General features: G+C 62.7%; 16 protein-coding genes and 2 pseudogenes. 4 read left to right on the top strand and 14 right to left on the bottom strand.

What is annotated here, in order from left to right; all coding sequences use genetic code 11:
- Position 1: 1 nt before the first annotated feature.
- The 6 genes and pseudogenes from EN885_RS14015 to EN885_RS14040 all read right to left on the bottom strand — a co-directional run bounded on the left by EN885_RS14015 (position 2) and on the right by EN885_RS14040 (position 6659).
- Complete coding sequence (locus EN885_RS14015; protein WP_128241666.1) at positions 2–883, bottom strand: SMP-30/gluconolactonase/LRE family protein; 882 nt, start codon at positions 881–883, stop codon at positions 2–4.
- Positions 880–1521, bottom strand: coding sequence for a 2-dehydro-3-deoxy-6-phosphogalactonate aldolase (locus EN885_RS14020; RefSeq protein WP_128335189.1), 642 nt, complete (start codon positions 1519–1521; stop codon positions 880–882). The genes EN885_RS14015 and EN885_RS14020 overlap by 4 nt, the downstream gene beginning before the upstream one ends.
- Entirely contained in the window at positions 1518–2477 is a 960-nt protein-coding gene (locus EN885_RS14025; protein ID WP_128241668.1) for a 2-dehydro-3-deoxygalactonokinase, read from the bottom strand. The genes EN885_RS14020 and EN885_RS14025 overlap by 4 nt, the downstream gene beginning before the upstream one ends.
- Positions 2474–3241, bottom strand: coding sequence for an SDR family oxidoreductase (locus EN885_RS14030; RefSeq protein ID WP_128241669.1), 768 nt, complete (start codon positions 3239–3241; stop codon positions 2474–2476). The genes EN885_RS14025 and EN885_RS14030 overlap by 4 nt, the downstream gene beginning before the upstream one ends.
- A 186-nt stretch (positions 3242–3427) precedes the next feature.
- Positions 3428–4769 (bottom strand): annotated as a pseudogene (locus tag EN885_RS14035) (EAL domain-containing protein).
- Between the two features lie 96 nt (positions 4770–4865).
- On the bottom strand, positions 4866–6659 hold the full coding sequence (locus EN885_RS14040; protein WP_128241670.1) for a GtrA family protein: 1794 nt from the start codon (positions 6657–6659) through the stop codon (positions 4866–4868).
- Between the two features lie 131 nt (positions 6660–6790).
- Here EN885_RS14040 and EN885_RS14045 point away from each other — a divergent pair, with 131 nt between their 5' ends.
- From EN885_RS14045 to EN885_RS14060, 4 genes are all read left to right on the top strand, one after another.
- Positions 6791–7798: a glycosyltransferase gene (locus tag EN885_RS14045; RefSeq protein ID WP_128241671.1), complete on the top strand. Its 1008-nt coding sequence runs from the start codon at positions 6791–6793 to the stop codon at positions 7796–7798.
- 104 nt (positions 7799–7902) lie between these two features.
- Positions 7903–8277 carry a GtrA family protein gene (locus EN885_RS14050; RefSeq protein ID WP_095484674.1) on the top strand — a complete coding sequence of 125 codons (375 nt, stop codon included), beginning with the start codon at positions 7903–7905 and terminating at the stop codon, positions 8275–8277.
- A gap of 223 nt (positions 8278–8500) precedes the next feature.
- Positions 8501–9442 (top strand): glutathione synthase, encoded by a 942-nt coding sequence (gene gshB / locus EN885_RS14055; protein WP_095484675.1) that lies wholly within the window; start codon positions 8501–8503, stop codon positions 9440–9442.
- Positions 9443–9614: 172 nt separating this feature from the next.
- Complete coding sequence (locus tag EN885_RS14060) at positions 9615–11147, top strand: YifB family Mg chelatase-like AAA ATPase (RefSeq protein WP_095484676.1); 1533 nt, start codon at positions 9615–9617, stop codon at positions 11145–11147.
- 339 nt (positions 11148–11486) lie between these two features.
- Here EN885_RS14060 and EN885_RS14065 read toward each other — a convergent pair whose 3' ends face one another.
- The 8 genes and pseudogenes from EN885_RS14065 to lepA form a co-directional block, all read right to left on the bottom strand.
- A complete protein-coding gene (locus EN885_RS14065; RefSeq protein WP_128241672.1) occupies positions 11487–13658 on the bottom strand; it encodes a malate synthase G in 2172 nt (723 codons plus the stop codon).
- Positions 13659–13925: 267 nt separating this feature from the next.
- Positions 13926–15953, bottom strand: coding sequence for a hydantoinase/oxoprolinase family protein (locus EN885_RS14075; protein WP_128241674.1), 2028 nt, complete (start codon positions 15951–15953; stop codon positions 13926–13928).
- Between the two features lie 256 nt (positions 15954–16209).
- Complete coding sequence (locus EN885_RS14080; RefSeq protein ID WP_128241675.1) at positions 16210–16836, bottom strand: CDGSH iron-sulfur domain-containing protein; 627 nt, start codon at positions 16834–16836, stop codon at positions 16210–16212.
- A gap of 390 nt (positions 16837–17226) precedes the next feature.
- A complete protein-coding gene (locus tag EN885_RS14085; protein ID WP_128241676.1) occupies positions 17227–17739 on the bottom strand; it encodes a hypothetical protein in 513 nt (170 codons plus the stop codon).
- Between the two features lie 115 nt (positions 17740–17854).
- On the bottom strand, positions 17855–19780 hold the full coding sequence (locus EN885_RS14090) for an ATP-binding protein (protein WP_128241677.1): 1926 nt from the start codon (positions 19778–19780) through the stop codon (positions 17855–17857).
- Positions 19767–20291, bottom strand: a pseudogene (locus tag EN885_RS14095) (ABC-three component system middle component 5). Before EN885_RS14095 ends, EN885_RS14090 begins: the two are co-directional and overlap by 14 nt.
- On the bottom strand, positions 20288–20854 hold the full coding sequence (locus tag EN885_RS14100; RefSeq protein ID WP_128241679.1) for an ABC-three component system protein: 567 nt from the start codon (positions 20852–20854) through the stop codon (positions 20288–20290). The pseudogene EN885_RS14095 and the gene EN885_RS14100 overlap by 4 nt, the downstream one beginning before the upstream one ends.
- A gap of 267 nt (positions 20855–21121) precedes the next feature.
- Positions 21122–22927, bottom strand: coding sequence for a translation elongation factor 4 (gene lepA / locus EN885_RS14110; protein ID WP_128241681.1), 1806 nt, complete (start codon positions 22925–22927; stop codon positions 21122–21124).
- Positions 22928–23077: the final 150 nt, after the last annotated feature.

The following is a 23077-nucleotide window of genomic DNA, read 5'->3' on the forward strand; positions in this document are numbered from 1 at the left end:
CCTAGGCGATCAGCACGCGCGGCTCGAAGCGGCCGTTGACCGGAACATCGAGCAGAAACGTCATGCCGGCTTGCGGGTCCAGCAGGCGCTGTTTCTCATCCTTCCCCGACCAGGCGGACGTCACCGCCAGCCGGTCGGCATTCCTGCCGACAAAGGCCGGGCAAGACGGCTGCGTCACCGGCATCGCGACCGACCGGATGAGCTTGCCGTCGGGTCCGTAGGCTTCGATGACGCTGCCGCCCCAGCAGGCGTTCCATAGGACACCGTCGCGATCGAGCACCGAACCATCGATATAGCCCTTGGCCTTGCGGTGATCGACGAAGATCTTCGGCTCGCCGGACGGCAGGCCGGTTGCCGGATCGCAGCCGACCCGCATCAGCAGTCCGGTGCTGGTATCGGTGTAGTAGGCGGTCGTTCCGTCTTCGGAAAAACAGATCGAGTTCGACACGGTGATGTCCGAGTAAAGCCGGCGCAACTCCCCCCTAGAGAACCAGTAGATCGAGCCGGCGCCCTTTTCCTCGCCCTTGCCCATGGTGCCGACCCAGAAGGCGCCGCAGGGGTGGACGCGCGAATCGTTCGAGCGCGTCACCGGGTTGTCGGCCTCGATCGTCGTGTGCAGCGTCAGCTTGCCGGTCGCCACGTCGCGGACGTGCAGGCCGGTTTCGGTGGCGATCAACTGCCTGCTGTCGTCGATGATGGCTATCGCGCTGGCCATCTGGCCAAGCTCGTGGATTTTGATCGCGCCGCCGGAAAGGCGTTTTTCCAGAAGCTGGCCGTTGACGATATCGAACCAGTAGAGCGTGTCGGTGGCTGGATCATAGCTCGGGCCTTCGCCGAGCTGGCAGACATGGTCGGAAAAAACCGAAACTTTGGCTTCACTCATCCTGCTGCTCCAAACGCCGCATCCCAGGCTACTGTGGCAGCCCGCGCCCGTGCGGCCACCTCTTCGACGCTCATGCCAGGCTTGAACAGGCTGGAGCCAAGGCCGAAGACGCTGACGCCGGCCGCCTTGTAGCCGGCAAAGTCCTTCTCTGAAACACCGCCGACCGCGCCGACCAGCGTCTCTGCCGGCAAAACCGCGCGCATCGCCGCGATGCCGGCAGCCCCAAGCACGCTGGCCGGGAAGAATTTCAGCGCCGAGGCGCCGAGCCGGATCGCCTGGAAGGCGTCGGTCGGCGTGAACACGCCGGGCATCGTCACCATGCCGTAATCCATCGCGCGAGCCATGACCTCGGCATCGATGTTGGGGCTGACCAGCAGCCGGCCGCCCGCCTTGTGCAATCCGTCAACATCGGCTGATGTCAGTACGGTTCCTGCACCGACCAGCGCCGTCGCCGGCAGCGCCTGCACGATATTCGCGATCGAGGCAAAAGGGTCCGGCGAATTGAGCGGCACTTCGATCGCTTCGATGCCGGCCTCGAAGATCACCCGGCCAATGGCCACCGCCTCGCCTGGCTTGAGGCCGCGCAGGATGGCGACAAGGCCGCGTCTGAGCTTCGGAAACGGTGCGGTCTCGGTCATGCTACAACTCCGCTTCCGGCAATCATGCCATTTTCGCACGCGGCCTCGATCAGGCCGGCACGCACTGCCTCGTCGGCGTCGACAGTCTTGACCGCAAGTCCGGCAAGGCCGAGCGCTTCAGCGTAGAGAGCGCCGAGCGCGCCGGAAGCAATCAGCACGACCGACGCAGCGCCTTTCCCATAGCGGTGGCTGGCAGAGGCGATCTCGCCGCCGATCAGCAGGCCGGACAGGCAAGCAGCGGCATCGTCGGGTTTCAGGTCCTGCAGCAGGCCCGCGGCACGGATCGAGAATAGTCTCGACGTGACATCGCCGCCGCCGGCCAGCGCTTGCTCGCACCAGCGCCGGAAAAACGGATTTCCTGATGCGACCGGCTTGGGCTGCTCGCCCAGCGAATGGCGCAGGATCGAATGCGCCGCCAGCACCGAAAACAGCTCGCCGGTTGGCCAGGTGCCGAAACCTGTAACGGCGCCGTCCTCGACCAGCACCCATTTCGAATGGGTGCCGGGCATGCAGACGAGATGGCGACCCTTTGCCGGCAAACCAGCGCCGGCAAGCTGCGTTTCCTCGCCGCGCATGACGTCGGGCGCGTCGGCCTGGCGCTGGGCAAGGCCCGGCACGATGCGGATGTCGCGGCGCTGGCCCGGAATGCGCGCCGCACCGGCCAAAATGGCGCCGATCGGCGCCGGCACGGTGACATAGGGCGCCTCGAGCCAGCCCTGGCGCGAGCCGGCCATGCCGCAGATGATGACGGGCATCGCTTCCGGCGCGCCCATCGCCGCCAGATGTCCTTCGAGGATGGTCGAAAAGCCGGTGGCTTGCGCAGTGATCAGCCCGTCGTCGCCGCGGCGCTCGGCAAGGATTTTTCCCGCCTCATCGACCAGCCAGACCCTGAGACGGGTGGTGCCCCAATCCACGGCGGCGACAGAGGGTGCTTTGCTCGGGGATCCTGGGCTCACAGGAAGCCCCCGTCGACGATCAGCATCTGGGCGGTCAGCATCCGCGAAGCGTCCGACGCCAGGAACAGCACCGTGCCGACGATGTCATCCGGCTGCATTACCTGCTTGATGCATTGCTTGGCGACATGGGCGGCGAGCGCCTGTTCGGTGACCCAGAGCTCCTTCTGCCGCTCCGTAATCACCCAGCCGGGTGCGATCGCATTGACGCGAATGCCGTCAGCGCCGAGCTTGCCGGCAAGGCCCTTGGTCAGGCCGACGATGCCGGCCTTGGCCGCGGTATAGGCCGGCATGTCGGGGTGGTTGATGAGAAACGACGTCGATGTGAGGTTGATGATCGAGCCGCCGCCGGCCCGCTTCATGCCCGGCGCCACCGCTTGGGCGGAGAAGAAATGCGGACGCAGATTGATCGCCTGATTGTTGTCCCAGAATTCCACCGTGACGTCTTCCACCGCGTGGCGTTCGTCAAGTGCTGCATTGTTGACCAGCACGGTGACGTCGCCATGCGCTTCTGCCGCCTTGGCGGCAGAAGCCCGCAGCGCCTCGATGTCGCGTATGTCTGTGTTGAGATAGAGGGGTCGCCGGCCGAGATCCTTCTCGATGCGGTCGGCCAGCGCCAGGCTCGGGCCGTCAGCGATGTCGATGAAGGCGACCTTCGCCCCCTGGCGTGCAAAACCCTCCGTCAACGCCGCGCCGATGCCGGAGCCGCCGCCGGTGATCAGCACCGAAGCGCCTTCAAGGTCGGCAAAGCGCGCCGATGGCATCATTTTTTTTCTCCACAAAGTCAAAGTGCGGCAGCGTCCTTGGCGCGTCCCAAACGGACGCACGGGGCTGTGGTCTGGCCGGCGCGCATCCTAGCCAGCCCGGTCCAGGGAGCAAGGGCGAAAAACGGATTCTTACGGCTTATGTCCGACAAAAAGAAGGCTGCGCCGCAGTGGCAACGTGGCCGGTCGTCAGATTGCCTTGACGCGCAAGGCGCCGCGGAAGCTATCCCCGAGATAGCCGAGCGTGGCGTCGGCATCGACCGGCCTACCGAACAGAAACCCTTGCCCACCGGCGCAGCCGAACTGGACAAGGCGCTCGGCCTGCGCTTCCTGCTCGATGCCTTCGGCGACCACGTCCATGCCGAGCCCCTCGCACATGGCCAGGATCGCCCGGATGATATGTTCGGACGGGCGGTCGTCGAGAATGGAGGAAACGAAGGCGCGGTCGATCTTGAGCTTGTCGAAATGGAATTCGCGCAGACGGCCGAGCGAGGACTGGCCGGTGCCGAAATCGTCGAGCGACACACGGATGCCGACGCGACGCAGGTTCTCGACGATCTTCTCGGCCGAGGCTGGATCGTTCATCAGGCCGGTTTCGGTGATCTCGATCTCCAGCCGGCGCGGGTCGAAGCCGGTGCGGTCGAGGATCGCCAATATGTGCAGCCCGGTGTTCTGGTCGACGAGCTGCGACGGCGACAAGTTGAAGGACAGGAACAGATCCTTGGGCCAGCTCCTGGCCGCCTCGGCGGCCTTGCGCAGCACAAGCTGCGACAGCGGGCCGATGATGCCCCGCTCCTCGGCGATCGGGATGAAGACCGTCGCCGGGACCGAGCCGAGATCACCATCTGTCCAGCGCGCCAGCGTCTCGAAGCCGATGATGCGACGGGTCCTAAGATCGACGATGGGCTGGAAATGCGGCTCGACCTCGCCGGCCGAGACGGCCCGGCGCAGCGCCTGCTCGATGCGGGTGACGCGCTTGGCCGCTTCTTCCATCTCTCTGCTATAGACGACCACCCGTCCGCGGCCCGAACGCTTGGCATGGTACAGCGCCGTCTCGGCCTTGCTGACCAGAATTTAGGTGGTCTCGTCGCCCGAATAGAACATCGAGCAGCCGACCGAAGCCGAAAGCCTGGCAGTGCGTTCGCCGACATCGTAGGGCGCCGACAGGATCTCGATCAGCGTTCGCGACTTTTCGGCCGCCGCCGCCTCGCTGAACACCATCGGATAGAGGAAGGCATATTCGTATGCGACAGACGGTGGAATGGCTGTCCATCGAAGCGCGCAGCCGCATCGCCACCTGGATCAGGATCTCGTCGCCGGCCTTTTGTCCGAACAAGTCGTTGATCGGCTTGAAGCCATCGAGGTCGAGGATGCCGACGGTGAACGGCGCCGGATCGTCGGCGCGGTCGCTGATCAGGCGGTCGACCTTGTCGAAGAAGCGGCGATGATTGCCAAGCCCGGTCAACGGATCGGTAAAGGCCAGATCCGTGCTTTCCCCGGTTGCTTGCCCGGTGCCAAACGTCGTTTGCATCGGTAACCCTGTTAGGTCGGAATATTTCGAGGCTGGCAGCAAACCCTTTAGGAACCGTATCCCAAACCGATTTTCTTTCACGGGTGAAGAACCGTTTCAGCGGTCGAGCCGAACGCGGTACAGTTCGAGGGAACCTCCGCTGATTGGTGTGACCGGCTCGAGCCATTCCGGCACGCTGCCGCGCATCAGCCCGGCAAGAAAGCCCTGAGGCGCCTTGGCGGTGAGAAGCGCGCTTTCCGCATTGCCACGACAAACCGCGACGAGGCCGACGTGATGCGTTGCCACGACCGCCCTGGCAGCGGTGGATGACCCCAGGAAGGTGTCGAGCGCAAGCAGATCTCCGGCGATGTTGCGGTGATAGGGCCCGGCGAAGACGCGATGATCGGAATAGGCGAGGATCGGCGATCCGAGATTGGAAATCGCCAGCACCGTCGTGTCCGGCACACCGCCAAGCGCGGCAAAGGAGGCCTGGCGCTGGCAGGCCATGTCGGCACCGCTGTCATTGGCCGCCGTCTTATCGGCTTCGAACGCCACCGCGGCCGCTGCCGCGGCGCCCGTCCACACGGCATTCACCGAGACGAGCCAGACCGCGGCCATGCGCAGCGCCACGCTGCTCGAATGACTGGTCTCGGCCCGCTGACGCCAACTGGCGATCCAGGCGGAAAGCGGGATGACCGCCAGCGCGACCGAGAATGTCGAGCCGCGCACCTGCCAGGCACTGACGACGAACGCCACGGCAAGCAGCGCGCCGACAAGACTGTCCTGCCGCCGCCAACCGCCACGGCCAAGGCGAAGCGCCATCAGGACGAGCGCGACGGCCGGCGTGACATAGCGCGCCGCCACTCTGGCCGGGTCCTGGGCGACAAGGCTGAACAGCGACTGGGCTTCGTCGACGTGATCGAGCCACAGCTCCTTGAGGCGCGGATTGAGGTTCGCGTAGGGAGCCGCCAGGCATTGCGGGAACAGCACCATGACGACCGTGCCCAGCGCGAGCGCAAGGATGCCAAGCGACACCAGCCGGCGCGTGCGGCCGACGGCCTCGATCGAGGCTATCGCCGCAAGGCCGGTTCCGGCCAACACGGCGACGACGAACTGCACGGTCGAGAAGGCGTCGCATTGCGCCTGGCTCCAGGCGGAGACGGGAACAGTGGTGACAAAGACGAGAGCGGAAGCGCCGGCAAAACCGACGCCGAAGTCCCTGGCGATCCGTCTTTCGCCATCTGCGTCAAAAGCGAACAGGAGCGCGACGCAGGCGCCGATGGTGGCGACATAGGGGGCAGTTTCCATGCCGACAGCCAGCATCAGCGCGGCGCACACGCCGGAGAACAGCGCTGCCGGCCCGCGCATGGTGGCTTCAAGCAGCAGGCTGAGGCTGGCTATGGTCAGCGTGAGCTGAACATTGTGATGATCGAGCGCGCCCGGCGAGAAGATGCCTATGAAGTGCAACGCCGCCGCGCCGACGACGACAGCGGGCAGCACGGCGGCCTCACCGGCGAAGTTGCGCGCCGCGCGGGTGATGAAAAACACCGCGAGGCAGAAGAGCAGCGCCGGCCACAGCACTTGCGCGACGTTCTCGGCCAGAGCCATGCTGCCGGTCAGGGCCGTCGCTGCAAGAATGATGGCGGCGATCGGCGCATCGACCAGCCGCGACCAGTGCATGACGAAGCCGCCTTCGAGCCCCATCCTGTACTGGTGCAGATCGAACCAGCCCTGGCCGGCCAGAAAGTCGCGAACCTCGACCAAACGCAGCAAATTGTCGTTGTCGCCGTGGGCGTTGGTCAATTGGGGGAATCCGGCCCAGGCATTGACGGCGAACGCCACCAGCGTGGCAAGCAGCGCCAGCACGATTTCGGACCTCCAAATGGAGGCGCCATGCTTGGCTATGCTCATTCTATGACCTTTGGAAGGAATATGGGGCAACTTAAACCTAGCCTTAACGGCTTCAATAAATAGTAAAGGCGCCCGAGCAGGCCGGCATTCAGCACGGCCAAGGACCCGGGCCAAGGCATCCGGAGACGAAAATGCCGCAAGAAGTTCGCTACGAACCCGCCATCGCCGTGCTTCTGCCTTGCTACAACGAGGAGCTGACGATCGCGGACGTGGTGCGGCGTTTTCGCGAAACCCTGCCTACGGCCGCGATCTATGTCTATGACAACAATTCGCGCGATCTGACGGCGCTCCGAGCCCGCGCGGCCGGCGCTACCGTCATCCGCGAGCCGCGCCAGGGCAAGGGCAATGTGGTGCGCCGCATGTTCGCCGACATCGAAGCCGACATCTATCTGATGGCCGACGGCGACGGCACCTATGCGCCGGAGGATGCACCGCAACTGATCAACACGCTGCTCACCGAGCGCTCCGACATGGTGGTCGGGACAAGGCGAGGCGTCACCGACGATGCCGGCAGGACTGGCCATGCCTTCGGCAACAGCGTCTTCAATCGCCTCTACAAATGGCTGTTCGGCAGCGAGTTCACCGACATCTTCTCCGGCTACCGCGCCTTCACCAGGCGCTTCGTCAAGAGCTTTCCCGCCGTCTCCGGTGGCTTCGAGATCGAGACCGAAATGTCGGTCCACGCCTCGCAGCTCAAATTGCCGGTCAGCGAGATCGGGCTCGACTATGGCCGCCGGCCGGAGGGCTCCTCGTCGAAACTGTCGACCTATCGCGACGGCGCGAAGATCCTGTGGATGTTCGCCATGCTGATGAAGGAGACGCAGCCGCTGCGCTTTTTCGGCGCCTTCGCGGTGCTCTTCCTGGCATCGAGCCTGTTCCTGATGACACCGGTGCTGATCGAGTTCGTCGAAACCGGCCTTGTCCCACGCATGCCGACCTGGGTGCTGTCGGTCGGCCTTGTGCTTCTGTCGATGCTGGCGGCGGTGACCGGCCTGATCCTCGATTCGGTATCGCGCGGCCGGGCCGAGCAGAAGCGCATCTTCTATCTGTCGATGCCCTCCGGACGGGTCGAACGCGAACACACAGGCGCGCCCTCGACCTTAAAGACCGGACCGGGCAAGACCCCACGGGCGGCCTAGACCATGATCCCGAAAAGTGGGAACCGGTTTTCGGATAAGATCATAGTCAAACAAGAAAGAGCCCCATCCCCACCCCATCGGGATGGAACAGGCTCTAAGCCGAGATGAAACGTGTCCTGCGTTTCGTTTTCGCCGGCGGCGTCGGTTTCGTCGTCGACGCGGCGGCGCTGTGGCTTCTGCTGGCCTTCACGCAGCTTGGACCCTTCGTCGCACGTGTCGTCTCGATCGGCTTTGCGCTGTCCGTCACCTGGGCCATCAACCGCCACCTGACCTTCTCGCCGTCGAGCCGCGGCATCGCGCAAGAGGGCGCACGCTATGGCGGCGTCGGCATCGCCACCAGCATCTTCAATTACCTCGCCTATTGCGCCATCCTGATGGCGCTGCCGGCAATGCCGCCGCTGACGGCACTTGCCATCGCCTCGCTGGTCGCGATGGCGCTCTCCTTCCTCGGTTATTCCAGGCTGGTCTTCGATCGGTGAAGGGCTGCGCCAAGCGAAGCGCGGCCCCATATAGGTCTTAGCCGATATAGGTCTTGGGCCGATTGGCAGAAGGCGCCGAGTTCCGTATATCGCTGTCGTCGATGCATCGGCCCGAAAAGCGGAATCGATTTTCGGAAAGCACGATGGATAGATTCAAAGTGTTGGAGCGTACTTTGTGCGTCCAAATGGACGCACGTCGCTCCAAGTGCGCCGGAGAGCCGCCATGAAATTGAAAATCGCCGTCCAGATGGACCACATCTCCACCGTCTCGATTGCCGGCGACACTTCGTTTGCGCTGTCGCTGGAAGCGCAGCGCCGCGGTCACCAGCTGTTCCACTATACGCCCGACCGGCTGTCGCTGCGCGGCGGCAAGGTGTTTGCCCGCATCGAGGCAATGCAGGTCCGCGATGAGAAGGGCGATCACTATTCGCTCGGCGAAGAAGTGCGCACCGACCTGTCGGAGATGGACGTCGTCCTGCTCAGGCAGGATCCGCCCTTCGACATGAACTACATCACCTCGACGCACATACTCGAGCGTATCCATCCCAAGACGCTGGTGGTCAACGACCCGGCCTGGGTGCGCAACAGCCCGGAAAAGATCTTCGTCACCGAGTTTCCCGACCTGATGCCGGAAACGCTGATCACCAAGGATCCGCTGGAGGTCGCCGCCTTCCGCAAGGAGTTCGGCGACATCATCGTCAAGCCGCTCTACGGCAATGGCGGCGCGGGCATCTTCCATCTGCACGAGGCCGACCGCAATCTCGCCTCGCTGCTCGAGATGTTCGGCCAGATGTTCCGCGAGCCCTACATCGTGCAGCGTTATCTGAAGGACGTGCGCAAGGGCGACAAGCGTATCATCCTGATCGACGGCGAGCCGGTCGGCGCCATCAACCGGGTGCCGGCCGAGCATGATTCACGCTCCAACATGCATGTCGGCGGCCGCGCCGAAAAAACCGAACTGACGGCGCGCGAGCGCGAGATCTGCGCCCGCATCGGCCCGTCGCTGAAGGAGCGCGGTTTTATCCTCGTCGGCATCGACGTGATCGGCGACTACATGACCGAGATCAACGTGACGTCGCCGACCGGCGTGCGCGAGGTAAAACGCTTCGGCGGCGCCGATATTGCGAGCCTGTTCTGGGATGCGGTCGAGGGCAAGCGCAAGTAGCCTTCCCAGGCGCATTTCGAGCCCGCAACTCTGACGCAACTTCCTGGCAGCAATGGTATTTGTCTGTTCCCCTAATGTTCTTGCCTTGGCCGTAAATCTGTGGTTGTCTCTGGTGAAGCCGTTCGCGGCATGATCGCAGAGGCTTGGGCAAGCCTGCATCCGGGGTGAAAAAATGGTTGCGCGGGTCCGCACGGTCGCTTTCCAAGGCATCGAGGCCGTGCCGGTCGACGTGCAGGTGATGATCGCGCCGGGCAAGGTCAACATGCACATCGTCGGCCTCGCCGACAAGGCGGTGGCCGAAAGCCGCGAGCGGGTGCAGGCGGCATTGCACGCATCGGGCCTGTCGATGCCGTCGAAGAAGGTTACCGTCAATCTGGCGCCGGCGGATCTGCCGAAGGAAGGCAGCCATTACGACCTGCCGATCGCGCTCGGCCTGATGGCGGCGCTTGGCGCCATTCCGGGCGACATGCTGGCCGGCTATGTCGTGCTTGGCGAGCTGTCGCTCGACGGCACTATCGCCGCGGTGGCCGGCGCGCTGCCGGCGGCGATCGGCGCCAATGCCGAGGGCAAAGGCCTGATCTGCCCTTTCGCCTGCGGACCGGAAGCGGCCTGGGCCGGCAAGGATTTCGACATTCTGGCGCCGCGCAGCCTGATCGCCATCGCCAATCATTTTCGCGGCACCCAGGTTCTCTCGCGGCCGGAAGCCGGCATCCATGCCTCGGCGCGCGACCTGCCTGATCTCGCCGACATCAAGGGCCAGGAAACCGCCAAGCGGGCGCTCGAAGTGGCGGCCGCCGGCGGCCATAATCTGCTGATGATCGGACCGCCGGGGTCGGGAAAATCGATGCTGGCGCAGCGGTTGCCGTCGATCCTGCCGCCGCTGGCGCCGAGGGAATTGCTCGAAGTCTCGATGATCGCGTCGGTGGCCGGCGAACTCGGTGAGGGAAAACTGACCGACCGGCGGCCATTCCGCGCGCCGCACCATTCTGCCTCGATGGCGGCGATGGTCGGCGGTGGCCTGCGCGTGCGGCCGGGCGAGGCGTCGCTTGCCCATCACGGCGTGCTGTTCCTCGACGAGTTTCCCGAATTCTCGCCGCAGGCGCTCGATGCGCTGCGCCAGCCGCTGGAGACCGGCGACTGCATGATCGCCCGCGCCAATCATCGCGTCACCTATCCGGCGCGCATCCAACTGGTCGCGGCGATGAACCCGTGCCGCTGCGGCATGGCCGGCGAGCCGGGCTATCGCTGCCTACGCGGCGACCGTTGCCGCACCGATTACCAGGCGCGCATTTCGGGCCCGCTGCTCGATCGCATCGATCTCCGGATCGAAGTGCCGGCGGTCTCGGCCAGCGATCTCATCCGGCCGGACCGGGCGGAGAAAAGTGCCGCGGTGGCGCTGCGCGTGGCGCGCGCCCGCACCATCCAGCGAGAGCGTTTCGAGCGGCTCGGCGCGACCTCCGCCACCACCAACGCGCATTGCTCGCCCTCCGTCATCGAGGAGATCGCGATGCCGGATGCATCAGGCCTGGCGCTGCTCAGGGATGCCAGCGAGAAACTCGGCTTTTCCGCGCGGGCCTACCACCGCGTTTTGAAAGTGGCGCGGACGCTGGCCGATCTCGAGGCCAGCGAGACGGTCGGCCGCATCCATCTGGCCGAGGCGATTTCCTACCGCATGAGCTCGGAGCGCATGGCGCAGGCGGCGTGATACAAGGAGAGGCCGAGAACCGGCCCGGGAGATGGGATGCTCGACGCGACCTGGATAAGAAATATGCCACTAGACAGACCAACTCGATCCCCAGCGGTGGCTCTCGCCGTGGGTGCACTTGTCGCCGGTGCTGTCAGCCTTCTCGTCTTATTGCTCATTTGGTTAACCGGCTATGACGCCTGGTGGGTTCGTTCTGCGTGCGTTGGAACGGGCATTTTCTTTGGAAGTAAGGCTGCCCACCGACTGCTGAAGGAGAGGGCGTAGCCGTCGGCGCACTTCACGCAGGACCCACCCGGCCCTTTGGGCCACCCTCCCCTCAAGGGGGAGGGGACGCTTCGCTCAGGCCTGCTCTTTCGCCTTCAGCTCCAATCGCCGCGCGTGCAGCACCGGCTCGGTGTAGCCGTTGGGCTGGACCCGGCCCTTGAAGACGAGGTCGCAGGCGGCGAGGAAGGCGATGGACTTGTCGAAGTCCGGCGCCATCGGCTGGTAGAGCGGGTCGCCTTCGTTCTGGCTGTCGACGATCGCTGCCATGCGCTTCATCGTCTCCATCACCTGATCCGAGGTGCAGACGCCATGATGCAGCCAGTTGGCGATATGCTGCGAGGAAATGCGCAGCGTGGCGCGGTCCTCCATCAAGCCGACATCGTTGATGTCAGGCACTTTCGAGCAGCCGACGCCCTGGTCGATCCAGCGCACGACATAGCCCAGAATGCCTTGGGCGTTGTTGTCGAGCTCCTTCTGGATGTCTGCCTGAGACCAGTTCGGCCGCACCGCGACCGGCACCGACAATATGTCGTCGAGCTTTGCCTTGGGCCGGCTCTTCAGCGCCACTTGGACGGCATGAACATCGACCTTGTGATAGTGAGTGGCGTGCAGCGTCGCCGCCGTCGGCGATGGCACCCAGGCGGTGTTGGCGCCGGCCTTGGGGTGAGCGATCTTCTCCGCCAGCATCGCCGCCATCAGATCGGGCATCGCCCACATGCCCTTGCCGATCTGGGCGCGGCCGGCCAGCCCGCATTCCAGCCCGGTATCGACATTCCAGGCTTCGTAGGCGGCAATCCAGGCAGCCTGCTTCATGTCGCCCTTGCGGATCATCGGACCGGCTTCCATCGAGGTGTGGATCTCGTCGCCGGTGCGGTCGAGAAAGCCAGTGTTGATGAAGACGACGCGGTCTTTGGCGGCGCGGATCGCCTCCTTGAGGTTGACGGTGGTGCGCCGCTCCTCGTCCATGATGCCCATCTTGATGGTATTCGCTGGCATCTCCAGCAGCGCCTCGACGCGGTCGAAGATCTCTACGGCGAAGGCGACTTCCTCCGGCCCGTGCATCTTGGGCTTTACGACATACATCGAGCCGGCGCGGGAGTTTTGCCGGCGTCCGTTCGGCCCGACATCATGCAGCGCGATCAGCGCCGTCATCGTCGCATCCATGATGCCTTCCGGCACCTCGTTGCCGTCGCGGTCTGTGATCGCCGGATTGGTCATGAGGTGGCCGACGTTGCGGATCAGCATCAGCGAGCGGCCGGGCAGCGTCAGCGCGCCGCCATCGGGCGCGGTGTAAGAGCGGTCGGGATTGAGTTTTCGCGTAAACGTCTTGCCGCCCTTGGTGATCTCCTCGGCAAGGTCGCCCTTCATCAGGCCGAGCCAGTTGCGGTAGACCACGACCTTGTCCTGCGCATCGACTGCCGCGACCGAATCCTCGCAGTCCTGGATGGTGGTCAGCGCCGATTCCAGCACGACGTCGGCAATGCCGGCCGGATCGGTCTTGCCGATCTGATTGCTGCGGTCGATGACGATCTCGATATGCAGGCCATTCCCGGTGAGCAGCACGGCTTCGGGATTGTCGGCATCGCCGCGATAGCCGGCAAACTGTTTTGGGTCGGCAAGCGTGGTGGCGCCGGCGCCCTCGCCGAGCCGCAACATGCCGTTGGCAACCGAAACCCCGTTCACCCCAGCCCATTTTCCCGAGGTGGCCGGCACCGACTCGTCGAGAAAACCCTTCGCCCAGGCAATGACCTTGGCGCCGCGCACGGGATTGAACTTCCCGCCCCTATCGGCGCCGTCGGTCTCGGGGATAGCGTCGGTGCCGTAGAGCGCGTCATAGAGCGAGCCCCAGCGCGCGTTGGCGGCGTTCAGCGCATAGCGCGCGTTCATCACCGGCACCACCAGCTGCGGCCCGGCAACCACCGAGATTTCCGGGTCGACATTTTCCGTCGCGACGGAGAAGGCCGGCCCCTCCGGCACGACATAGCCGATCTCCTTGAGGAACGCCTTGTAGGCTTCCATGTCGCTGGGCGCGCCATTGTCGCGATACCAGCGGTCGATCTGGTCCTGCAGGGCATCGCGCTTTTCCAGCAGCGCCCGGTTCTTCGGCGAAAGATCGTGCACGATGGCCGAGAAGCCGGTCCAGAAGGCGTTGGCGGCAATGCCGGTGCCCCGCAGCGCCTCGTTCACGACGAAATCATAAAGCTCGCGGGCAATCCGCAATCCGGCGATTTCGACGCGATCGGTCATCAGGGCTTCTCCAAGATGAAAGGCTTTGGCCGGGCCTTTGGCATGTCAGGGTAGCACGGTCAATTCAGCTTAGGGTGAAGGGGAAGATTTTCGAAGTCGGCGAAGCTGCCAATCTCCCCCCTTGAGGGGGAGATGGCCGGCAGGCCAGAGGGGGTCGGTCCGACCGGGCTCGGCCTCCTGCGACAGAAGGAAGTAGCGCTGCACGCGCGGCGACCCCCCTCTGTCGCCTTCGGCGACATCTCCCCCTCGAGGGGGGAGATTACGCGCTTACACCGCAATCCTTGGCCTTCCCGACGCCACCGCCACTACATGCGCCTCGATGAACATGCGCTGCGCTTCGACGGTCGAGACGCGGAATTCGGTGGCGACCTCGATCTCGGCGCTGTCGGTGCCGGCGTCCCTGGCCCGCCCGGCGGCAATGGCGCGGACGTCGGTTTCCGCCGCCGCGATCGCCGCCGCCTCGTCCTTGAAATCGCGCACGGTTTCGCCGGAGGCGACGCGAAACAGCCCTTCCTGGGGCTGGCTGACGCGCGCCTCCGCTGAGACCCTGACCTGGCCGACCACGGCGCCGAGCGCATTGGCGACGTCGGTATCCTCGGGCACCACGCAGTCATTGCCGACCAGCGGTGGCAGCCCGGCATAATGCAGCGGCGCCGAGGCGCCGAGGCCGATCACCGGACGGTCGAGCGCGACGCTGAGGCGGGCGATGCCGGGATGGGAATCGACGGCGCGCTGCACCAGCGCGTGCGCCACGGTCGCGGCGCCGTCCAGCCCGCCCTCGGCAAAGGCGGTTTCGAGGATGACTTCCGCCGACAGGCGGGTCAGCGTGGTCAGCACCCGTTCCGAAATCGCCTCCGGCGAGGCGGCTATTGATTGCCCGCGGCCGTCGCGCTTGCGGGCGAACAGCTCGGCGCCGAGCCGGGCCGTTGCCGCATCCCAATTCGCCTGCTTGCCCAGCACATGGGCGGCATCCGACGGCGTGAAGCCGGCGACATGCACCAGCCCGCGCGACACCAGCCGGTTCAAGGTGGCGTTCTGGGCGTTCGAGGTCAAAAGCCTGTCGACGGCGAGCGGCACAGCACCGATCATCTCGTAAAGCTTGGCTTCGGCGCCGGTCAGGCCCGCGGCCAGCCGCTCCGGCACGCCGGTCCTGATCGCCAGGCGACCATCCATGCGGCCGGGGTTCGGCGCCCGCAGCTGGCGTTCGAGCTCCGATGTGACCGCCTCGCCATGCATCATGCCGGCCAGCGCCAGCGGCACCAGGCGACGCGGCCCGAGCAGGATCTTTGGGTTGAGCACGCCATCTTCGAGCGCCACTTCGGAATCGCCGCCGAGCCCAAAAGTGCGCATGGCGACGGCCTCGACCATGGTGCGGAAACCGCCGACGGTGGCGCCTTCCGGGTCGAGCCTGGGACGGCCCTTGTCGAGCACGGCGACGTCGGTGGTGGTGCCGCCGATGTCGGAGACGACTGCATTGTCGAGGCCGGTCATGTGGCGGGCGCCAACCAGGCTGGCGGCCGGACCTGAAAGAATCGTCTCGATCGGCCGCTGGCGGGCGAAGGCCGCCGAGACCAGGGCGCCATCGCCGCGCACCACCATCAGCGGTGCGGCGATCTTGCGCGCGACAAGAAAACCTTCAGTCGCCGCCACCAGCCGGTCGATCATCGAGATCAGCCGGGCGTTGAGCAGCGTCGTCAGCGCCCGGCGCGGACCGCCGAGCTTGGCCGAAAGCTCGTGGCTGGCGGTGACCGGCAGGCCGGTCTTTTCGCGGATCAGGTCGCGAGCGGCAAGCTCATGCGCCGGGTTGCGGGTGGCGAAATAGGCGCAGACGGCAAAGCCGGACACCGAGGCGCCGAGTTCCGGCAGCGCCGCCTCCAGCCCAGACAGGTCGAGTTTTGCCGCATTGCCGTGGACATCATGGCCACCGGGGCAGAACACGACAGGATCGGTGCCGAGCGCCGCCTTCAGCCCATCGCGGGCAAGATCGCCTTCGGAAAAGCCGATCATCACCAGCGCCACGCGCCCGCCCTGGCCCTCGACGAGCGCATTGGTGGCAAGCGTCGTCGACATCGACACCAGTTTGATCGCGGCAGGGTCGGTGCCGGCTTTTTGCAGCACCGCATCGACCGCGCTCGATATGCCGACCGCGAGGTCGTGGCGCGTGGTCAGCGCCTTGGCCTTGGCCAGCACTTTTCCGCTTGGGCCGCCGGCCTCCGACCACAGCACGGCGTCGGTATAGGTGCCGCCGGTGTCGATGCCGAGGAACAGGGGGGTGGATTTGGGCTTGGTGGTCATTTTCTGGCAGCGATCCGGCGAATTTCGTCCCCGCCCCTTAGCCGATACGGACCGGCGGATAAAGCCACGAGCGCTGGGCCAAGCGCCTAATCTCCCCCCTTGAGGGGGAGATGTCGCCGAAGGCGACAGAGGGGGTCGCTTCGCGTGAAGTGCCAGGCTCTTATAGGGCGAAAGAAGAAGTCGGCGCTCCACGCGAGACGACCCCCTCTGGCCTGCCGGCCATCTCCCCCTCAAGGGGGGAGATTCCAGCGTCAACCTACCCGACAAACCCCTCCCGCTTATGGCTGCCATCGCAGAACGGCTTGTTGGCCGAATGGCCGCAGCGGCAGAGGAAGGTGCGCGTCGTGCGGTCGACCGTGTGGCCGGTGCCTGTGACGATCTCGACATTGCCCTCGAGCTTGAGCGGGCCGTTGGTGGTCGGCGTCACCGTCAGCGGGCCGTTCCGCGCGTCCAGCGCCGGCGTGTCCTTCAGCGCCGGCTCGCCGGTGGCGGCAAAACCTGATTTGGTGTGGCTGCCGTCGCAGAACGGTTTGTTCTCCGACGCGCCGCAGCGGCAGAGCGTGGCGCGATAAAAAGTCTCGCCGCCAAGCACGATCTCGGCATGCAGCGCCAGCGGGCCGTTTTCCCGGATGCGCAAGGTGTTGACCACCGACGGCTGTTCCTGCGGACCGCCATCCTTCCTGACATAGGTAATGGCGCCCGACGGACAGCTTTCGGCGATCGCCACGATCTTCTCGACGCTGGCCGCCTCGGGATGGATCCACTGGCCTTTCGCATTGGGCACGAAGACATGCGGATCGCCAAGCACGCAATTGCGCGAATGGATGCAGCGCCGGCCGGAAAAGCCGACATCGATTTTCTCGCCTTCGACCGTGCCTGCCATGGGTGGGGTCCTTGCTGATGCCTCACGCTATGGCGGCGGCCCGGACGGCGTCAAGCTGACCGAGAGGCTGGGCGCCTAATCTCCCCCCTTGAGGGGGAGATGTCGCCGAAGGCGACAGAGGGGGTCGGCCCGACCGGGCTCGGCCTGCTAGTGCAGAACAGGATGGCGCTCCACGCGCGGCGACCCCCTCTGGCCTGCCGGCCATCTCCCCTCAAGGAGGGAGATTCGCGCCTCACGGCACCAGATCAATCGCCTCTGTCTCGCCGCCGCTGCAGGTGTAGCAGCAATCGTCGCATTTTCGCTGTTGCCGGGCCTGACGCCCCAATAGGTGCCTTCGTCGCCAGACACATCGGCGAGCCCGGCGCATTCACAACATGCTTCCCCCGTTCCTCATCGATCGGGCTTCAGCAAGGTCCATATCCAGCCGGCAAAAGTCAGCACCAGGAACGGATAGCCTGCGGCGGGCAGCGGCGCCGAAATCGGCAGCAAGGGCGCGCCCCACAGAACCATGGCCGCTGTCACGACAAACAGGATGGCGGCGACGAGGCCGGTGACCCGCATCCAGAGCGCAAAGGTGTTCGCCGCGCCGATCAGGACGAGCGCCGCCGCCCACAGCGAGATGCCGCCGAGATAGGAGGGAACGCTGGCTTCCAACCCCGCCGCATTGCCGGCCAGCAACAGGCTTTCGCCGGCGAGGAAGGTGAGAAACCCGGCCGCGACGCAATCATTGCCCAGCCGCTGGTATTTCATGGTCAGCAGCGCGGTGGCCACCACAAGCGCCACACCGTCGATCGTCCAGAGTGTTTCGCGCAGCGGAGCGCTGGCGACGAAAGTGCCGGCCAGGCCGAAGGCGCCGCCTATGGCGAGGCCGATTGCGGCCGTAGTGTCGGAGGTGGTGCGCATGTGATGTCTCCCCAAGCCGGCAAGAGAATATCTCGGGAAGAGACGTTCTCAAATGGCGATGGGGTGCCTGTTTCGGCACCAAGGGGCCGAAGATCACTGCCGCACACGCAGCAGGTCAGAGTTCAATATCGACGGTCTTATCATCACTGGTAGAAAATGCACCGACCGTGAATTGTTCTTCGTCAAGTTCTGGTGCAATCATCGCAGTAGCGTAAATAATTTGGTGCTCGACCTTGCTCTCTTTCGAAATTCTCAAAAGCTGTAGTTGAAAATTGTGACTGCGAATGGTTTCTACCCCCATGTTTTCTAATGTATCTATCATACAAAAACGAGGATGCCGGAAAAACTCCTTCTTAGTAGCTGCGGCCAAAAATGCCAGATAGAAGCTGCTCTTTAGGATCGCTCTCGAGCTAGCGGAAAAGTAGTTTTCGCCGTCAACCGAAATCTTGTTTTCGCCAAATGTGAAATTAATTGCTTTTGGATCTTCAAATATATCTTGCCGGCGCAAATCGTTACGGAGTAACTCCTTAAGTTCTTCTGCAACCTTCGTATACGATATAGACAGTCTCGTTTGCTGCTGAGCACGAAGTACATTGTTACTTGATCTAAGTCGAGATATCTCGGATTCTAACCCTTCTCTCTTTTCCGATAGATCGCGTACCGCCGCAACTAGTCGAGCTTTCTGCTCGAGGTCTTCAACCTGTCGGTCGAGATATCCAGAGCGACGTTGGAGTTCCCGCAGTTGCTCGCGAGTCTCGCTCGATGGCAGCCTTTGTAGGGAATTCAGTTGGTGCGTTGACTGGCGCCAAAGTGCTTCAAGCTCACTGACCCGCTGTGTTGCCTCCGTAGCGCGTTCGAGCCTACGACGCTGCAATTCTTCCGATTGTTTAATTTGCAGCCCGATATCCAGGATTAGCGCCGCGATTCGTGCCTTCGTCTGTTCGGAATCAAACGGGGTCTTACAAAGATGACACGCGTGAGGTGTCGTATCTTCATCGAGAGCCGCGTAGCAAGCCGGACAGCTCTGAAATCTCACGTCGCCAATTTGTTCAGCTACTTGTGCGGAGTCTTGCAGCGCTTCCACCTTTGAGCGAAGGCTATTTATGAACGAATCGGAATCTAGTATCGTAAGGGTTAAGGTATCTCTGTCTTGCTGTGCCTTAACAATCTCGGATTGCAGTCGGCGAACCTCAATGTAAGCTTTTTCCTGCGTACTCAGGGTTAATTTGTCCTGAGACAGGTTTTCATAGAGTCGCTGCTCTAAGTTCTCGATGGATTTTTGGAGTGCAATGCGCTCTTCCTCGATGACACGGCGCTGCGCGTCGATCCATTCGACAGTTAACCCTTGATCCGCATTGCCGATTTTTCCCAACACGGAAAATAGGCTCTTAAGCTGTCCTATCACCACGTCCAGTTCTTTTATTATCTCTTTTATTCTCTGGTCGTTGTCATATAGAGCGCTGTCATAAGCTCCACAAAGCAATCTACCAACCGTATCTCGCAATGTAGCTTGATCAAAGCGCTCGAAGCGGAATATATCCTCAATAGGACTAAGCTGGTCGGCGTAAAGAAGCCTAAGAATCTGATGCATGGTTACATTCCCCGAGAGATCACTCGTCACTTCCGGGATGCCCATGAGGCGAAATATTGCCTGAGAAAAACTCTCTCTGTTGTTGCTTGTTCTATAGGGATACCTAGTCCAATCCGATCGTGCGGCAGCCTGCGAATCTTCATATGGTCCGCCGAATATCTCCATCGGCTGCTGGCTACTCGTGTCCGAAACATCCCGACTTAAGGTCACATAGAGGCCATTGATGCTGACCTCGATAACCACCCTAGTGCATAGACGCGCGACCGTACTCCAAGCGGATAGCTCCCCGCCTAGCCCGTAGAAAATGAAATTGAGTACGGTGGACTTGCCAGAGGAATTTTCCCCTCGAACGACATTCACGCCTTCGTGAAAAATTTCGTTGTAGACCGAATGATCACCGCGATAGACGACCACCCGTCGCACAATCAGCGTTGGATTATACCGCATCATAGCGGTGCTCCATTAACCTGGTGCGTGCTTTCAAACCGTTCTCTCCCGCAAGGGGATACTCCGAAGTCAGTGTGGCAAGAAAATCCATAAGGTCGGATTGCTGTTCATTCGCCTCAGCTGCCCTCTTCGCGATCTCAGAGGGAATTTTGTCGCCCAACGGTCGAACCTCATTGAGTCTTTTCAATGCATCTGTATCCAATAGCGATCGCGCAGCCAGCGTTTGCACTGCCGCCTTCTGAATGGGTTCCATTCGTTGGAAAAGTAGCCCGGATTCAAGCTGATCGCCGTATGGCTTGAGATGGTCGTATCGTTCAGAAATCTTTCTGTACTTCTGAAGCTTCGGGGACAGCCTAATGTCCTTGATGAGAAACGGCGAAAGCATCTAAAAATCCAAAATACGAACCGTGTCGAATGGCAAGCCGCCGCGCGGTGGAATTATCGAAAACAAACGAACGAATCGAAATACAGTGTGGAACGGATCGAGAGCAGGCAGAAATGAAAGTTGGGTCATCTGTGCCAACGAATAAAGCACTGCTCAGCCAGCCAGTATATCATTCCCATCGCTGTATTGTGATCGACTTCGAAAACGCTTGCGCCGCACTCTTGGACAGTGGGCTCTACTATAAGGTCACTCATTAGGGTATTGATCTGAGCGATCTTCAATTCATGCGCTTGCGGAAGGATGATGTCCACGAATTGCCGCTCGGCGCGCGCAAGAAGATAGACAAAGATTTGCTGCGCAGAGGGATAGAGCGACCAGCGCTCAAGCAATTTGGCAAACATCTCCTTCATTTCAATCGCGTCGATATACGACCCGTCACGACCGCTTTTTTCAAGTTTGGCCTTCAGGCCGACAACTCCGTCATATGCCCGCTGAGAATAGAATCTCTTCAACCTGTCCACAGTTTCTTTTGATTTTTCGTCTTTCTCTATTTCTGTATTTAATCTTTGTAAGAGCTTTTCTACGATGTTCTCTGGCGTCTTTATCGCATAATTATTGGTAGTGTTATATTTATCGCGCCCAACAATGTCTTGCTTGGCGCGAGCACCTGACTGATCGACAGTCTCTGACAAATTGGCCCCCCGAGCGACGAATTATTTTGTAGTCGTCTTGTCGCGTCCTACCACATCACCGCCAGCGGTAGATCCAGCCTGATTTACGGCAGTTCCGCCCGGGCCTGCGCGGTTTTTCGTGATTTGAAATGTTATGAGCGAGCCTGCGCTGAGGCCAACTAGAAAGCTGATTATTTCAGAAATGTAGTTCGCTACTGTTGCCATGAATCACCCCCGACGACGGGGCAATCTAGCATCATTTCTTTTCTTTAGGCACTACTTAAGGTGTTAGTCGCCCATTTTTAGCGCCTGAATAAACGCCTCCTGCGGAATATCCACCTTGCCGAACTGCCGCATCCGCTTCTTGCCCTCTTTCTGCTTGTCGAGCAGCTTGCGCTTGCGTGAGACGTCGCCGCCGTAGCATTTGGCGGTGACGTCCTTGCGCAGCGCCGAGATCGTTTCGCGGGCGATGACCTTGCCGCCGATGGCGGCCTGGATCGGGATCTTGAACAGATGGTTCGGGATCAGTTCCTTGAGCTTCTCGCACATCAGCCGGCCGCGCTTTTCCGCTGCCGTGCGGTGGACCAGCATCGACAGCGCGTCGACAGGCTCCTCGTTGACCAGGATCGACATCTTCACCAGGTCGCCCTCGCGATAGTCGGTCAGGTGATAGTCGAAGGAGGCGTAGCCCTTGGAGATCGACTTCAGCCGGTCGTAGAAGTCGAAGACGACCTCGTTGAGCGGCAGATCGTAGGTCAGCATGGCGCGCTTGCCGACATAGGACAGGTCGGCCTGAATGCCGCGCCGGTCCTGGCACAGCTTTAGGATGCCGCCGAGATACTCGTCGGGTGTGAGGATGGTGGCGCGGATCCACGGCTCTTCGATGGCCCGGATTTTGACCACGTCGGGCATGTCGGCCGGGTTGTGCAGTTCCTTCGTCGTCCCGTCGTTCAACAGCAGCCGGTAGACGACCGAGGGCGCGGTGGCGATGAGGTCGAGGTTGAACTCGCGCTCCAGCCGCTCCTGGATGATTTCGAGATGCAGCAGGCCGAGGAAGCCGCAGCGATAGCCGAAGCCGAGCGCGGCACTGGTTTCCATCTCGAACGAGAAGGAGGCGTCGTTGAGGCGCAGCTTGCCGACGGCAGCGCGCAGATCCTCGAAATCGGCGGCGTCGACCGGGAACAGGCCGCAGAACACCACCGGCTGCGCCGGCTTGAAGCCGGGCAGGGCCTGCACCGTCTGGCGCTTGTCCTCAGTGATGGTGTCGCCAACGCGGGTGTCCGCCACTTCCTTGATCGAGCCGGTGAAGAAGCCGAACTCGCCGGGGCCGAGCTCGTCGACATTGATGCGGGCCGGCGTGAAGACGCCGGTGCGCTCGACCAGGTACTTGGCGCCGGTGCCCATCATGCGGATGGTCTGGCCCTTCTTCAGCACGCCGTCGATGATGCGGACCAGCACGATGACGCCGAGATAGGCGTCGTACCAGCTGTCGACCAGCATCGCCTTGAGCGGTGCTGTGATGTCGCCCTCGCGCGGCGGCGGCAAATCGTTGACGATCGCCTCCAGCACGTCGGGAATGCCGAGCCCGGTCTTGGCCGAGATCAGCACGGCGTTGGAGGCATCGATGCCGATCACCTCCTCGACCTGCTCGCGGATGCGCTCGGGCTCGGCGGCCGGCAGGTCGACCTTGTTCAGCACCACGACGATCTCGTGGTTGTTGTCGATCGCCTGGTAGACATTGGCCAGCGTCTGCGCCTCGACGCCTTGCGAGGCATCGACGACCAGCAGCGAGCCCTCGCAGGCGGCCAGCGACCGCGACACTTCGTAGGCGAAGTCGACATGGCCGGGCGTGTCGATCAGGTTGAGGATATAGTCCTCGCCATTGCTGGCGTGGTATTTCAACCTGACGGTCTGCGCCTTGATGGTGATGCCGCGCTCGCGCTCGATGTCCATCGAGTCCAGCACCTGCTCCTTCATGTCGCGCAGCTCCAGCCCGCCGGTGGACTGGATCAGCCGGTCGGCAAGCGTGGATTTGCCATGGTCGATATGGGCGACGATGGAGAAATTGCGGATGTTCTTGATCGGCGTTGTCATGATGGGGCGGCTTTAGCAGGGGCAGCTTGCCCGGGCAAGCGGCCGGGCGTGCGGCCAGTCGCTGCGCATGCATTGGACGCCAGCATTTGGCTGAAGCGCTTGTCCTGCCGGCCGCGGGAGCAAACTCGTTAAACTTTGATCCATCCCATT

The sequence above is a fragment of the Mesorhizobium sp. M6A.T.Cr.TU.014.01.1.1 genome (genome assembly GCF_004022765.1).
GTDB lineage: Bacteria > Pseudomonadota > Alphaproteobacteria > Rhizobiales > Rhizobiaceae > Mesorhizobium > Mesorhizobium mediterraneum.

Bases quoted from the DNA above. Each gene is read 5' to 3' on its own strand.
- EN885_RS14050 (WP_095484674.1), top strand. From the start codon at position 7,903: ATGAAACGTGTCCTGCGTTTCGTTTTCGCCGGCGGCGTCGGTTTCGTC.
- EN885_RS14065 (WP_128241672.1), bottom strand. From the start codon at position 13,658: ATGACCGATCGCGTCGAAATCGCCGGATTGCGGATTGCCCGCGAGCTT.
- EN885_RS14030 (WP_128241669.1), bottom strand. From the start codon at position 3,241: ATGATGCCATCGGCGCGCTTTGCCGACCTTGAAGGCGCTTCGGTGCTG.
- lepA (WP_128241681.1), bottom strand. From the start codon at position 22,927: ATGACAACGCCGATCAAGAACATCCGCAATTTCTCCATCGTCGCCCAT.
- gshB (WP_095484675.1), top strand. From the start codon at position 8,501: ATGAAATTGAAAATCGCCGTCCAGATGGACCACATCTCCACCGTCTCG.
- EN885_RS14015 (WP_128241666.1), bottom strand. From the start codon at position 883: ATGAGTGAAGCCAAAGTTTCGGTTTTTTCCGACCATGTCTGCCAGCTC.
- EN885_RS14020 (WP_128335189.1), bottom strand. From the start codon at position 1,521: ATGACCGAGACCGCACCGTTTCCGAAGCTCAGACGCGGCCTTGTCGCC.
- EN885_RS14045 (WP_128241671.1), top strand. From the start codon at position 6,791: ATGCCGCAAGAAGTTCGCTACGAACCCGCCATCGCCGTGCTTCTGCCT.
- EN885_RS14040 (WP_128241670.1), bottom strand. From the start codon at position 6,659: ATGAGCATAGCCAAGCATGGCGCCTCCATTTGGAGGTCCGAAATCGTG.
- EN885_RS14080 (WP_128241675.1), bottom strand. From the start codon at position 16,836: ATGGCAGGCACGGTCGAAGGCGAGAAAATCGATGTCGGCTTTTCCGGC.
- EN885_RS14060 (WP_095484676.1), top strand. From the start codon at position 9,615: ATGGTTGCGCGGGTCCGCACGGTCGCTTTCCAAGGCATCGAGGCCGTG.
- EN885_RS14075 (WP_128241674.1), bottom strand. From the start codon at position 15,953: ATGACCACCAAGCCCAAATCCACCCCCCTGTTCCTCGGCATCGACACC.
- EN885_RS14085 (WP_128241676.1), bottom strand. From the start codon at position 17,739: ATGCGCACCACCTCCGACACTACGGCCGCAATCGGCCTCGCCATAGGC.
- EN885_RS14090 (WP_128241677.1), bottom strand. From the start codon at position 19,780: ATGATGCGGTATAATCCAACGCTGATTGTGCGACGGGTGGTCGTCTAT.